The 13,616-nt window shown below is 39.5% G+C and carries 12 protein-coding genes; 11 read left to right on the top strand and 1 reads right to left on the bottom strand.

Features of this window, described 5'->3' with window-relative positions:
* Positions 1-2 precede the first annotated feature (2 nt).
* From ACXAGK_RS09450 to ACXAGK_RS09470, 5 genes are all read left to right on the top strand, one after another.
* Positions 3-1,082 (top strand): glycosyltransferase family 4 protein, encoded by a 1,080-nt coding sequence (locus ACXAGK_RS09450; RefSeq protein ID WP_474855905.1) that lies wholly within the window; start codon positions 3-5, stop codon positions 1,080-1,082.
* 69 nt (positions 1,083-1,151) lie between these two features.
* Complete coding sequence (locus ACXAGK_RS09455) at positions 1,152-2,972, top strand: hypothetical protein (protein ID WP_474855907.1); 1,821 nt, start codon at positions 1,152-1,154, stop codon at positions 2,970-2,972.
* Between the two features lie 139 nt (positions 2,973-3,111).
* Positions 3,112-4,080 carry a polysaccharide pyruvyl transferase family protein gene (locus ACXAGK_RS09460; protein WP_474855908.1) on the top strand — a complete coding sequence of 323 codons (969 nt, stop codon included), beginning with the start codon at positions 3,112-3,114 and terminating at the stop codon, positions 4,078-4,080.
* Positions 4,067-5,359 carry a hypothetical protein gene (locus ACXAGK_RS09465; RefSeq protein ID WP_474855910.1) on the top strand — a complete coding sequence of 431 codons (1,293 nt, stop codon included), beginning with the start codon at positions 4,067-4,069 and terminating at the stop codon, positions 5,357-5,359. Before ACXAGK_RS09460 ends, ACXAGK_RS09465 begins: the two co-directional genes overlap by 14 nt.
* Positions 5,352-6,308, top strand: a complete 957-nt coding sequence (locus ACXAGK_RS09470) for a glycosyltransferase family 2 protein (protein ID WP_474855912.1) — start codon at positions 5,352-5,354, stop codon at positions 6,306-6,308. Before ACXAGK_RS09465 ends, ACXAGK_RS09470 begins: the two co-directional genes overlap by 8 nt.
* A gap of 227 nt (positions 6,309-6,535) precedes the next feature.
* Here the strand turns inward: ACXAGK_RS09470 and ACXAGK_RS09475 are convergent, their stop codons facing one another.
* On the bottom strand, positions 6,536-6,946 hold the full coding sequence (locus ACXAGK_RS09475) for a 3-phosphoshikimate 1-carboxyvinyltransferase (protein ID WP_474855914.1): 411 nt from the start codon (positions 6,944-6,946) through the stop codon (positions 6,536-6,538).
* Positions 6,947-7,316: 370 nt separating this feature from the next.
* Between ACXAGK_RS09475 and ACXAGK_RS09480 the strand changes: the two genes are divergently transcribed.
* The 6 genes from ACXAGK_RS09480 (at position 7,317) to ACXAGK_RS09505 (ending at position 13,603) form a co-directional block, all read left to right on the top strand.
* A complete protein-coding gene (locus ACXAGK_RS09480; protein ID WP_474855916.1) occupies positions 7,317-7,904 on the top strand; it encodes a PEP-CTERM sorting domain-containing protein in 588 nt (195 codons plus the stop codon).
* Between the two features lie 297 nt (positions 7,905-8,201).
* Entirely contained in the window at positions 8,202-9,182 is a 981-nt protein-coding gene (gene pheS / locus ACXAGK_RS09485) for a phenylalanine--tRNA ligase subunit alpha (protein WP_015066912.1), read from the top strand.
* Between the two features lie 14 nt (positions 9,183-9,196).
* On the top strand, positions 9,197-11,584 hold the full coding sequence (gene pheT, locus ACXAGK_RS09490; RefSeq protein ID WP_474855918.1) for a phenylalanine--tRNA ligase subunit beta: 2,388 nt from the start codon (positions 9,197-9,199) through the stop codon (positions 11,582-11,584).
* A gap of 3 nt (positions 11,585-11,587) precedes the next feature.
* Positions 11,588-11,887, top strand: coding sequence for an integration host factor subunit alpha (gene ihfA, locus ACXAGK_RS09495; protein WP_012518129.1), 300 nt, complete (start codon positions 11,588-11,590; stop codon positions 11,885-11,887).
* Between the two features lie 114 nt (positions 11,888-12,001).
* Positions 12,002-12,547: a hypothetical protein gene (locus ACXAGK_RS09500; RefSeq protein WP_474855919.1), complete on the top strand. Its 546-nt coding sequence runs from the start codon at positions 12,002-12,004 to the stop codon at positions 12,545-12,547.
* A gap of 462 nt (positions 12,548-13,009) precedes the next feature.
* On the top strand, positions 13,010-13,603 hold the full coding sequence (locus tag ACXAGK_RS09505; RefSeq protein ID WP_474855921.1) for a hypothetical protein: 594 nt from the start codon (positions 13,010-13,012) through the stop codon (positions 13,601-13,603).
* Positions 13,604-13,616 lie beyond the last annotated feature (13 nt).

Below are 13,616 nucleotides of genomic sequence, written 5' to 3' on the forward strand. Positions count from 1 at the left end.
AAATGAAAGTTCTTCATGTCTGTGAGTCTGTTACAGGAGGTATTGCAACATATCTCAATGAACTGATACCTCATCAGATTAAAATTTATGGTATAGAAAATGTAATGGTTATTGTTGCTAAAGAGCAAACGGGCGAGTTAACTATTCCAGCTACCATTTTACGAACATTCGATGTTTTAAATAGAAAGAGCGTTAAGGCGCAATGGAGGATGGCGAGAACATATTTTAGGCATTTAGAAGAGTTTAAACCAACTACAGTTCATCTTCATAGCACATTCGCTGGCTTTTGGTTTAGGTTACCTCTTCTATTACGACCTAAAAGATCATTTAAAGTAATTTATTGTAGCCACGGGTGGGCGTTTGATATGCAAAGACCTTTGTGGGTAAAGAAAATATTTGCTTTTATTGAGAACTTTTTGTCGTTGTACACGGACCGAATAGTTTGTATCAGTGAGCATGATAAAAATTCGGCAATAAAATTTGGACTTTCAGCGAAGAAACTCACCACTGTCCGCAATACGGTAGAGATAGCAGACAAAAACATCATCCCTGCGAAAATGAACGAAAAAACAGTTAATTACTTGTATGTTGGGCGCTTTGATCAACAAAAGGGGTTCGATATCTTATCTCAGGCGGTTAAGCAAAGTACTAATGGGGATTTCCGGATCTATTGTATTGGTGGAGCAGTAGTGTCAGATACAACGATAACGGATGTTTTTAAGGACCCAAGGCTAATTTTACTTGGGTGGAAGCCTAAACAGGAAGTGTTGCAGTACATGAAAGGATGCGATGCGCTACTTGTACCATCAAGGTGGGAAGGTTTTGGTTTAGTGGCTTTAGAAGCATTGGTTTGTGGTTGCCCAGTGTTCCATAGTGGAGCTGGTGGTTTAGCAGAAATACTACCTGATAGTGAATTCTCAACACAATTAGATAAACCGATACATACATCACTTATAAAGCTGCTAAATATAATGCGCAAAGACTCCTTGCAAAACCTAAAGCAACGTTTAAATGACAGTTTTGAACTGGATTATACGGTCAAAGATTTAGCTGAGTCGCTAAATCATATCTATACGTCATAGACTCATTCAGGTTTTTTATAGTATTAAGACTCAGTTATCGAGAGAAATGAACAGAGGAGCATCACACTTATGATAGATCTCAAATCGCTTGTTCAGCATAAAATATCGAGTATCGACAAGCTTGCAGAAACGTTTCTAAAAGCATTCAACGTTGTAAATTTTGAAACGGTTACTGATGTTCTTAATTTTTCAAATCATCAAGTTGGTGACTTGCTTTCTACAAAGCAGACTAGATGGTGCGTAACCGATGAAGAAACACCTATAAGTCTTAGTAATGGTCTTTACTTAAGAGCGATTGGTGATGTTTTCGTTGAGGATTTTAACGATGGAAGCTTAAGTCAGTCTGAATACGTTACTAAAGCAAACACCTATTGTATGTCACCATTAACTAGAAACCGATTAGTTTTTGATAGTTCTATCATTTATAACTTTTCTGGTAATACGTCTTTTGATATTTATGTTGAGTCTGGTGGTTGGTATTCCAGTGGCATTTGCAGATTAATTTGGCAAAGTTCACCAGTGTCCGGTTACGCGGTTAAAGTAAAGGGGCGCTACAAATATGGCCATAATTATTCGTCATTAGTAAATAATTCAAATTTTAGTCCGCTCGAAGGTTTTAATATAGGCACTTATAACAACATGCTAGCGGGTATAGGCCTTTGTATTGGACACTCATCATCGTTCAGTTCAATGGATGAATCAGTGGTGACAAGTAAATTTACGATAAAGCGAGTATCGATATTTGATTTCGATGACGTGATAGCATTTTACCCAGGTGTGTGGGCGTGCGAACTCAAACAAGTTAATACGATGGGCGGTTCTTGGCGAACGCCATTTTATTTTAGGGGGATAGATTTTGGTGAGAGCATAAAACTAACGAATTGCTTTATTGCCGATAACCATAGGCGTGTTGAAGATAACCAATTAGGCACAGTGAATTTCAATACAGGTGAATTCGTGACATATGGATGTTCATTCAATAATATGCGTGTTGTCGTAAATGGCGATTCTGTAGTCAAAATGAACTCTCCTCACTTTGAAAATCCAAAGTCTACTGCGAAGAATAAACGATTTTTAGAAGTTATAGGTGCGCATGCATATTGCGTATTAGATAAACCTCAAATTGTCATAAGAGATACTCCAATCTACAGTACATTATTTTACTGCAAGGCTGGAACAGACACTAACAGGCACCCTTATGCCGGAGGCTTGGTCTTTATTTCTCCAAGTTTTAACGCTTCATCAAATTACCGCCCGGATTTGGCCCCGTATCAAAATGACGGAGTGGATTATGAAAGTGATGGTTATTTAGAGTTAGTAGGTGGGGGAGGAAGAGTGTACTTAGAGGGAGGCGTTCATATAAATTCACTATTCTATACATATAGCCCCATACCTTTGGCTCGAAATTTAGTAGGGAAAAGTTTGACGCAAACGGAGATTGATGAAACTGCCGGTAATTCACTCGGTAGTTGGCAGTACTCAGAAGGGAACCGCTCGCATGAGAATAAACTTGATATCAGCAGTTTAAAGAATGGTATCACGGTCAAAAATAGCGAAGGGGAAAATCAAAGTGTAAGCCAAAAATGTAGGTGTATCGGAGGAACGTTAGTATTGGGTAATGTACATTATTCCATTGAACATACAGGTCTTGTCGTTCCTACTAGTGGCGTACGCATGGAAATAAGGTTCTACGATATTGACAATAATGAATTAGAAACATTTTATTCTCAACAATTCACTATAAATGATGAAAGCGACACAGTTAAGGGAGATTTCAAAGTTTTGACTACTGTGCCAGACAGCGCTGAAACCGTTGAGCTAGCACTTAACACATTTGGAAATGGAAATTTCACAACTACATGGAGTAAATTGGTGGTAAATATTGTTTAAATAGTTTTAAAAAATTGAATATTTAAATAGAGTTTGTGCTTCTTCAAAAAAATACGTTGAAAGCTAATTTTAAAATGATTTAATATCAAGCGAAACTGCTACGAAGTACTTTCGTTTAAAATTTAAGGATTGCTAATAAATGTCGGATTATAAAAGTCAATGGTTTTCTCATTTAAGTGAACTTAAAGGGATGCACCAAAATATTGCCGATCTTTGTAAAGGGAAGAAAGTAGCTTATCTTGACCTACCTTTTCACTATAACGTTGGTGACCTCTTAATTTATTTAGGAACTGAGCAGTTTATTCAAAATCATGCGATTGATGTCAGATATAGGGCGTTTTCAAAAACTATAAATCATAAACGCTTGAGTGACTGTGACGTGATATTTTTCCATGGTGGTGGAAATTTTGGTGATATCTACATAGAACATCAAAAATTCCGAGAAAAGATTATAGAGCGTTATAGAGAAAAACGGATAATAATATTACCTTCTACTATTCACTACAAGTCTGACAGTGTTTTGAAAAAAAGCCTGAAGGTGCACTCTTCTCACCCTGATCTTCACTTATTTTTACGTGACCAGAGAAGCGAAAAAATTGCAGAGGGCTTTTCTGAAAATATAACCCTAATGCCTGATATGGCTCATAGCCTACACCCGTTAGTTGAACCGTGTGAGGTAGAAGAACTAGATGCTAAACCAATTAAAATGTTGAATATGCGTAGAGTTGATGTCGAAGCCAAAACAGGTGCAGAGATGAAAACTGGAGTTGTCAAGAAACCGTTTGACTGGGACAATATTTTATCATCATGGGATCAAATTCTTTATCAAATCGCACACGCAGCAGAAAAGTGTACTCGCTTTTCGTCAAACGATAAACTGATAAAGCTTTGGTTAAGGCAATCAAACTCTTTAGTTTTTAAGTCAATTAACTACTTTAATTCTTTTAATTTGGTATATACGGATAGAATGCACGGCATGATTTTGTCTTATTTGTTAGGCAAAAATATCAAAATGATCGACAATTCGTATGGTAAAAATTCATCTTATTATAAGCTTTGGTTGAATGAATCACCGCTAATAGAACTAGCCGAAAATGAAGCTGAATAAAACAGAGGTAGTAGCATTATATTCTGTAGCAGTTGCTATTACCCGTATACTAAGTGGTCCTCTAACAATCTTAATTGTAAGTGCCTTCTTGAGTGTTGAGGAGATGGGGTTTTATTACACTTTTTACTCATTCGTGACAATGGCAATGCTTTTTGAAGTAGGAGTTGGTTACGTTTTAAAACAGTTTTATAGTTATGAAGTTAAGCCCGACACAAAAGGAGACATTAGCTTTGAGGATAAACGCAGTATAAACCATATCTTTAGGTTTTCTCTGCAATGGTATGCTTTAGTTTCAGTGTTATATACCCTTTGCATAGGAATTGGTGGAGCAATTTATTTTTCCGACTACCAAGGCACTTTGCATTGGCAAGAACCATTTTTTTTACTGGTTATAGTCAGTGGATTTAGAGTATTTCTTAATGTATTTGACTCTTTTTTTGACGGAATTCAGCACCAAGAGTTAATAAATTCGATCCGTTTATTCTCAACACTTCTTTCGGCTTTAGTGCTTTGGCTAGCAATTTATTTCGGTGCTAGCCTTTATTCTGTTGCTATCTCTCAGTTATGCTCTGGTTTATTGATAATGATGTTTGTATTTAAAAATAAATTCATCATTTTAAAGATGATAAACAGAAGCTTTTTAATAGACTACTCATTTAGAAAGCAGTTTGAAAAAATATTTCCACTTTTCGGGCGTACTAGTATAGTTTGGTTCTTCGGATATTTTTTTTGGAACGGTTTCACGCTTATTTCTTTCAAAGTTTACGGGGCCGAATTTGCTGGTCGTGTTGGGCTATCTGTTTCGATAGCCAGAGGAGGGTTTGACGTTGCTAACTCGTTTTTAGTTAATCAAAGAACAATTCTTGCAAATCGAATAGCGAATGGACGTACAAAAGAAGCTTTAACGATATTTTCGAAGTATTTTTTGTTTTCTAGCTTAGTGTTAATTATCGGCTATTGTTTATTTGTATTAGTTTGGTTGTTTTTTCCGAGTTTTTACATCTTCGACAAAATTTTGCCGATGGAATCAACTGTCACATTATTATTTTTCTTTGCCATAACTCTTGTGTTCACAGCTGTATGTAACTTCGTGAGGGCTTATAAGGTAGAGCCTTTTGTCTTTGTATCTATTTATAATGCCTTATGCATTCCGTTTCTTTTTTGGTATTCCTATTTACACCAACTTGAAAATATATTTGCCCTCTCACTTTTCGCGCTAATTGTGCCATTTATTTTCGCGATTAGAGAGTTTCGATCCAGAGTATTTAAAAATGTCTAAGTTATCAGTTTCTATTATATTACCGGTCTATAACGTAGAAGACTACCTCGAACAATGTTTGGACTCTGTACTAGGACAAACATTTTTAGACTTCGAACTACTATGCATAAACGACGGCTCTACGGATAACTCATTAAGCATACTTGAAAGCTACTCTTGCAGATTTCAGGGTAAAATGAAGATTGTAAGTATACAAAATGGTGGTCTAGCGAACGCGCGTAATGTAGGACTAGAAATGTCCCAAGGCGAGTTTATTTACTTTCTTGATAGTGACGATTTCATATCGGAAGACACTTTAGCGTTGTGTTGTGAGAATATTGTTAAACATAACGCTGATTTAGTTGTTTTTAATGCAGAAGCATTCTGCTCCGAAGATTTCGATGGACTTACTGAGCTGAATTATGAAAGGGATTTACCCAAATCTTTATACGTAAATAAAAGTATATTTGAAGACACTTATAAAATAAGATACATAGCACAGTCTTGCTGTTATTTTTTTAGAAAAAACTCTTTTTCCGACTTGAAGTTTATAAAAGGGATTTTGCACGAAGACCATTATTTTTCTACTAATCTGTATATTAGAAGTTCAAAAACAGTAGTGTTAAATAATTCATTTTTTAAAAGAAGAGTACGCCCCAACTCGATTACAACGAGCAAACCGACATACCGCCATGCTGAAGGCTACTACGTAACAGTAGAAAAATTATATAGCGACTTTATAAGAGAACCTAAACTCTTTAAAGATATATTGAGTTTTAGAGATTATCTAAATTCACTATTGAGGCATGGGATCAAGGCTGAGTTCAAGCTTAATGAGTATGAAGGCGACAAAATGAGCTTCAGTAGAAAAATGACTATCGCAAAAAGATTTTCAAAAATAATAGATGTTAAGACAAGTTTATTACTATTCGCTTTGCCTCTTTTTAATCTTTTAAAAAGACTCAAATGAAGGAGATTATTTTGCGTGAAATTTTTAATAAAGTTGATGGCTGTTCACTAAACATTGACGGTCGGGAAAAATAAGTTTTTCTACAATTAGATTGTTAGCTGCAAGCATCCATATTTCATCAGTAATACTTCGGAAGCACTACAGTCTACATACGGTAAAAAAGTTTTTTATAGTGGGCTTAAGTAAAAGAGATGGTGAAAATTTAACCCAAGTAACTTGCTTTTAAATTATAATTTTTGGAGCCATGTCCATAATCCTAAACTCCACCCCTCAATCAAATCTATGCCAAGGGCAGATTTAGTTAAATATAATATACCCGCAGCTAAAACGATAGATAAGATAATTAAAACAGTGATGATCATACCACTAATTAACGTAGTGAGCTTTTTTTCTTCAGTTGAGAGTGACCTCCTGTTTCGTCCAAGCAACAGAACATAGTAAAATCGCCATTTAAAAAATTTAACAGTTCCTCTTATATCAACTTTATGGTTGCCCCAGTCTCTTGCTCCTATTGCAGTTTTTATAGAAGTAAGTTGTTCTTCACTAAATGAATTCGCAACCCGCTTAGGCATCTTTTCAAGAAAACGAACTATTGCTGGGTCCTGTTTTACATCATTTTCTACGATATTTTTTTTCATCACTGTCCTAATATACTAAGATATAAGCCACATAATAAGGGAGCTTTTAAATAACGCTATATAAATATGCTCATATGAAGTGAAAGCAAACTTAACAGAGCTTCTGCTTGTGTCAAAAAACTTTACAAAGCAATTTTTGCCATTTTTAAGATGACTTTAACTATCTGATAGTTCTAGCTAATATTTTGTTGGCATGTCATGTGCATGAGTGAGGGTAGTTAAAATAAAACGTAACTCTTTTTAGTAGTGCTAGTAGAACAGTTTTGGAGTACATATGTTTAGCAATAATAGTTGTAAAAGAAGTTTAAAATTGGTGTCAAGCTTTCTAGGGCTTTGCTGCCTATCATTAAGCCTTAATGCAAAGGCTGCTATGATAGAAATCGGTTTTACCATTGATGGTAATACATGGAATAACCCGTTTACTGTCGAGAATAACTCTACATCAGGTTTAGACATCCTGCAATTTGCGCTTGATCTTAGACCTAATGCAAATAGTTTTTTGTGTTTTGACGAGGTTGTTAACTCATGCCACAACTCTGGCGGACTAAACTTCAAAAGTGTTGGTTCAGATGATGTTGGATTTCTTTCGTATTCGGTAGTTGATGCTTCTGGCGGTATTGATGAAGCTGATTTTCTATCGGTTGCCTTCAACGGTTTTAACCCTGGCGAGAGTTTCAGCTGGTTAATTGACGTTGACGATGATCCAGATGGGTCTGTTTTTGGTAACGACCTAATCGGAAGTTTGTTTTATGTTGAAATGTCTGACGGTATTACCTATCAAGGTGTAATCGAAGGCATTGCAGGCAATGACGATGCTGGCGAATTGGTTATCAAAGGCGTAAGCTCTACTACTATAGGCAACGCTATCAACAGTGTTCCAGAGCCTTCTTCTATCTTTTTGTTTGGCGGGATGCTTCTTGCGCTAACAAGATTCAAGCGCGTCTTCACCAGAAGTTAAACAGAACAAGTGGAATACCAAAAGTTTTTCTTGGTATTTTAGGTAAAAAGCCCGCAATTGCTTGCGGGTTTTTTTATGCCATAAACTCGTAGAAAGCAAATAGCACTTAATTGGTCGTTTCAGGAAAACACTATTTTAATTTATAACCCACAAAATTTCGCCATTATCAGCTATATAGGGTAGCGGTAATGTCTGTCACTCGTGTAAACTACCGCTTTTATTTCAGGCAAGCCTTAGCGCACAGAATAATTCTTCCTATGCTTTGGCCATGCAGTCATCATGTAAATTGAGGAAAACATGGAGCTTGACGCTATTATCAATCAGGCACAAAGCCAGATTGACGCTGCACAAGATGCAGCCACATTAGACCAAGTTAGGGTCGAATTCATGGGTAAGAAAGGTAAACTTACCGACTTACTTAAAGGGCTTGGAAAGTTATCGAACGAAGAACGTCCTGCCGCAGGCCAAAAGATTAACCAAGCTAAACAGGTTATTCAGCAAGCTATTTCTGCAAAAGGTGAGTTTTTACGCACTGAAGAGCTTAACAAAAAGCTAGCCGAAGAAGCCATTGATGTTACTTTGCCAGGCCGTACTGAAAAGCCAGGTAACTTGCACCCGGTTAGCCGCACTATTGCGCGTATTGAATCTTTCTTTGGCGAGCTTGGTTTCTCGGTAAAGACCGGCCCTGAAATTGAAGATGGTTTTCACAATTTCGACGCACTGAACATTCCTGCGAATCACCCAGCGCGTGCCGATCACGATACCTTCTATTTTAACCCAGACATGATGCTTCGTACGCAAACCTCTGGTGTTCAAATTCGTACTATGGAAGCGGAAAAGCCGCCATTGCGTATTATCTCGCCAGGGCGCGTTTATCGTAACGACTACGATCAAACTCACACGCCAATGTTCCACCAGGTGGAAGGTTTGATGGTTGATAAGAACGTTAGCTTTACCGACCTTAAAGGTATTTTGCACGACTTCTTACATCACTTCTTTGAAGAGTCACTAGAAATTCGCTTCCGTCCGTCTTACTTCCCGTTTACTGAGCCTTCAGCTGAAGTAGACGTTATGGGTAAAAATGGCCAGTGGCTTGAAGTACTAGGCTGCGGCATGGTGCACCCAAATGTACTTAAAGCAGTGGGTATCGACCCAGAAGAGTACACAGGTTTTGCCTTTGGTATGGGCGTAGAGCGCTTAACTATGCTTCGTTACGGTGTTAACGACTTGCGCGCGTTCTTTGAAAACGATCTTCGTTTCCTTAAGCAGTTCAACTAAGGCAGAGAGTACACATGAAATTCAGTGAAAAATGGCTAAGAGAGTGGGTTAACCCGTCGCTGTCGGCACATGAGCTGTCTGAACAGTTGAGCATGGCTGGCCTTGAAGTAGACGGCGTTGAGCCAGTAGCAGGCGATTTTAAAGGCGTGCTAGTAGGTGAAGTAGCGGAGTGCGGTCAGCACCCTAACGCAGATAAACTGCGCGTAACTAAAATTAACGTAGGTGGCGATGAGCTACTTGATATCGTTTGTGGTGCACCTAACTGTCGTCAGGGCATTAAAGTAGCGGTAGCAGTTGTTGGTGCTGTATTGCCAGGCGATTTTAAAATTAAGAAAGCGAAGCTTCGCGGCGAGCCGTCATTCGGCATGCTATGTAGCTTCTCTGAGCTAGGTATTAGCGACGACCACGACGGCATTATCGAGCTTCCAGCCGATGCACCTATTGGCGAAGACATTCGCGATTACCTTGGTCTTGATGACAACGCCATTGAAGTAGACCTAACACCAAACCGTGCAGATTGTTTGGGTATTCGCGGTATTGCCCGTGAAGTAGGCGTGCTTAATAACCTTGACGTGTGCGAGCCTGAAGTAGCATCTGTAGAGGCTACTATTGATGATAAATTATCAATTACGTTAAGCGCTGACGACGCATGCCCACGTTATTTAGGTCGTGTGGTTAAAGGCGTTAACGTAAAAGCAGCATCGCCACTGTGGTTAGTTGAAAAGCTACGTCGTTGCGGTATTCGCAGCATCGACCCCATTGTAGATGTGACTAACTTTGTATTGCTAGAGCTTGGCCAGCCAATGCACGCATTTAACCTTGCCAGCATTGAAGGCAACATTAACGTGCGTATGGCGAACGAAGGCGAAGCCCTTACGCTACTTGATGAAACCGAAGCAAAGCTGCAAAGTAATACTTTGGTTATCGCCGATGACAACAAAGCGCTAGCCATGGCGGGTATTTTCGGTGGCCTATACTCTGGTGTAACTACTGAAACCCAAGACATTTTGCTTGAAAGTGCGTTCTTTAGCCGTGATGTCATTATGGGCCGTGCTCGTCAGTATGGTTTGCATACCGATGCATCGCACCGCTATGAGCGTGGCGTAGACCCTCTACTTCAGCGTAAAGCTATGGAGCGCGCTACTGCACTAGTTCTTGAAATTTGTGGTGGTGAAGCTGGCCCTGTTGTTGAAGCAGTGGCTGAAGATAAGCTACCTGAGCAGGCTACGGTTACGCTTCGTCGCGAACGTTTATCTCGCGTACTAGGCATCAGCATTGACGATGCGAAAGTAACCGAAATGCTAAACCGCCTTGGTTTAGAAGTAACGCAAACCGAAGCTGGCTGGGAAGCGGTTGCGCCAAGCTATCGTTTCGATATTTCAATTGAAGAAGATTTGATTGAAGAAATTGCCCGTGTATACGGCTACAACAACATTCCAAACGTGGCACCAAAAGCGACGTTGGCAATGCTACCTTCGCAAGAAGCTAAGCTGCCGCTAAACACTATGAAGTCGTTGCTTCTTAGCCGTGGCTACAATGAGGCGATTACTTACTCGTTTGTTGACCCTAAAATTCAAAACGCATTATTCCCAGACGTGAAAGGTATGGTGCTACCACACCCAATTTCATCTGATATGTCGGTAATGCGCGTAAGTTTATGGCCGGGTTTGCTAGGTGCTACTGCTTATAATCAGAAGCGTCAGCAGCAACGTGTTCGCATGTTTGAAACCGGATTACGCTTTATTCCTCAACAAGATGCGCCAAATGGTGTATTGCAACAACAAGTAATTGGTGGTGTAGTAGCAGGGCGTCGTAATGAAGAACATTGGGACTTGGGCGATAGCCCGGTTGATTTCTTTGATGCGAAAGCTGACGTTGAGGCGTTATTGGCACTTACGGGTAAAACCGGCGAGTTCCAGTTCGTTACAGGGCAGCATAGTGCGTTGCACCCTGGTATGACGGCAAAAATTTTGCTTAATGATGAAGAAGTTGGCTATATTGGTGCTATACACCCGCAGTTTACTAAATTGCTTGGTGTTAACGGCCGCGTATTTGTGTTCGAACTAGTGGTAGATGCCATTACCGATCGCAAATTACCGTCAGCTGTACCAGTATCGCGCTTCCCATCGAATCGCCGTGATATTGCTATTACGGTTAAAGATGAAGTGCGTGTAGGAAATGTGCTTTCTTACATAGAAAATATTGGCGTAAATCAACTAGTTGCTCTAAACTTGTTCGATGAGTACAAAGGCAAGGGAATTGAGCCTGGCTATAAGAGCCTTGCTTTGTCACTTCATTTACAAGATCCGGAAAAAACCTTGGAAGAAGCTGAGATTCAGCAAGCTGTAGATACTGTGGTTAAAGGTCTGGAATCTGAGTTTGGGGCCGCGTTAAGAGAGTAAACTATGGCATTGACCAAAGCCGAGATGGCTGAACACCTATTCGAGAAACTAGGCATTAACAAGCGTGATGCGAAGGATCTGGTAGAGCTTTTTTTCGAAGAGATTAAAGGCGCTCTGGAATCTGGTGAGCAAGTAAAACTGTCGGGTTTTGGTAACTTTGACTTGCGTGATAAAAACGAACGTCCTGGCCGTAATCCTAAAACCGGCGAAGACATTCCAATTAAAGCGCGCCGCGTGGTTACATTCCGCCCGGGTCAAAAACTGAAAAGCCGAGTTGAAAACTCAGAGCCTGTCGACCAATAATCTTTAGGTCGTTACAATACTGAAAAAGAGCGAGATCTCTCGCTCTTTTTGTATTGCTTCTTTTTTACAGTGCACTCGCACTGATTTCTATATGCAATGTTTTTGGAGGAAAGTGTGAAAAAAGCACTTGTCGTTCTTGCTATTATTATTGCCGCTACCTTTTCATGGTTTGCTTATTTGTCGCTAGATGCAGACAAACGAGATCAAGATGCAGCGCAAGTTCCACTTATAACGGTAATGGAAATTCTGCACGCCAGCGATTTGCAGGCAGGTGTAAAGCAAGCTGTTAAAGAAGGGAATGTTGAAGCTGTAGATTCTTGGATGGCTCAAGCCCGTGAAGTGGGGCAGGCCGCTAATTTATCTTCAGAAGATATGGATTACCTTAATTCGGAAACCGCAAAAGACTACGTTGTTTTTAATGCCAAACGTCAGCTATATAACGAAGCCTTTGAAGCGCGCTATTATGCCTTAGAAGACGTTGAATCGTTAAAGGCGGAATATCCTGAAGCTAAAGATCTCTTCCCTCGCACTGATGCGTTGATTAAAAAGCGCGATGACATTATTCAGCAAATTGCCGTAGCTATTTCGGGCAACGAACAGCCTGATGAAGCAGCGCTTGAAGAAGCGCGTGAGCAATGGTTAGCGCAGGCGGCCAATTAGGCTATTGCTCGCGCTGTACTTAAACACTCACCAGAAACCTATACCACAGACCAGCTTCATACCTCTTCCTACTTTTCATACTATAAATTTATTGAAAAGCTTAATTTGAAAGTGTACGCAATTTGGCGTACACTTGGCGTGAGCGTGGAGTGCTGGGTGGGTTACAAGGAAATAAAGCGACAGGTCATTGACTGTCTAAATAAAGGATACGTTTCCCATGAGCAGAGAAACGAAATTGACGTTAAAAATCTATTGGCAATTGGGCAAGTGTCGCTTGAGGAAGTTGCCGAAATTATAGGTCGAAGTCGTGGAAACGATTATTCTTCCAGCCCTCATCATTTTGATAGCAGCATTACAGTACACGTAATTAAGACAAGACTAGCCGGTCATAATTGGTATGTTAAATGGTATATCGTAGAGCCGAATAGCGTTTTTATTAGCGTCCATCGTTAAGGAAAAGATATGAAAATTTTCAAAGTAGGCGAGTCGCAGAAAGCGGCATGCAGCAATTGCCAATCATTTGAAAATGCGACATTTCAACTTAGAGATGTTCCTTTCAGTGATGGTACGGGTTTAGTTAAAAAGGTTTTGGTGGGGGTATGTGATAAGTGTGAGCACGTGATTGTATTACCTCATCAATCAACACCTGCGGTTAAACGTCAATATGAAGCAAAGCGAAAGCCAGTGGAAGGGCGTTTACCAGCGCATTTAATCGATATTCTAAATTTAGCGACAATGGAAATAGGTGCAACTACAGACTTTGTTCCAAGCATGATGAAGTATTACATTCATACACTGTCTGAAGATGAAAAATCAGCGAAAAAGATAGCGAGTTACCTTCAAAGTGACTTGGCAAAAGGTAGATCAGAAAAGCGCCTATCGCTAAAAGGGCGTAAGATTTTCGAAGACATAGAGCATCTTAAGTCAATATCACACATAGAGAACACTACTGATTTATTGAAAGGTATTATCCTCAAGATAAACGAAGATGTGCTGATTAAAAAAAGGCTTAAATCAATCGAAAACCTTAAGAACATAATGGCGGCAGTCGCATAACCAAAAGCTGCAT

The organism is Alteromonas sp. ABM1_013, from assembly GCF_056160505.1.

Coding starts and splice junctions, on each gene's coding strand:
- ACXAGK_RS09450 (WP_474855905.1), top strand. CDS start 3: ATGAAAGTTCTTCATGTCTGTGAGTCTGTTACAGGAGGTATTGCAACA.
- ACXAGK_RS09455 (WP_474855907.1), top strand. CDS start 1,152: ATGATAGATCTCAAATCGCTTGTTCAGCATAAAATATCGAGTATCGAC.
- ACXAGK_RS09460 (WP_474855908.1), top strand. CDS start 3,112: ATGTCGGATTATAAAAGTCAATGGTTTTCTCATTTAAGTGAACTTAAA.
- ACXAGK_RS09465 (WP_474855910.1), top strand. CDS start 4,067: ATGAAGCTGAATAAAACAGAGGTAGTAGCATTATATTCTGTAGCAGTT.
- ACXAGK_RS09470 (WP_474855912.1), top strand. CDS start 5,352: ATGTCTAAGTTATCAGTTTCTATTATATTACCGGTCTATAACGTAGAA.
- ACXAGK_RS09475 (WP_474855914.1), bottom strand. CDS start 6,946: ATGAAAAAAAATATCGTAGAAAATGATGTAAAACAGGACCCAGCAATA.
- ACXAGK_RS09480 (WP_474855916.1), top strand. CDS start 7,317: ATGATAGAAATCGGTTTTACCATTGATGGTAATACATGGAATAACCCG.
- pheS (WP_015066912.1), top strand. CDS start 8,202: ATGGAGCTTGACGCTATTATCAATCAGGCACAAAGCCAGATTGACGCT.
- pheT (WP_474855918.1), top strand. CDS start 9,197: ATGAAATTCAGTGAAAAATGGCTAAGAGAGTGGGTTAACCCGTCGCTG.
- ihfA (WP_012518129.1), top strand. CDS start 11,588: ATGGCATTGACCAAAGCCGAGATGGCTGAACACCTATTCGAGAAACTA.
- ACXAGK_RS09505 (WP_474855921.1), top strand. CDS start 13,010: ATGAAAATTTTCAAAGTAGGCGAGTCGCAGAAAGCGGCATGCAGCAAT.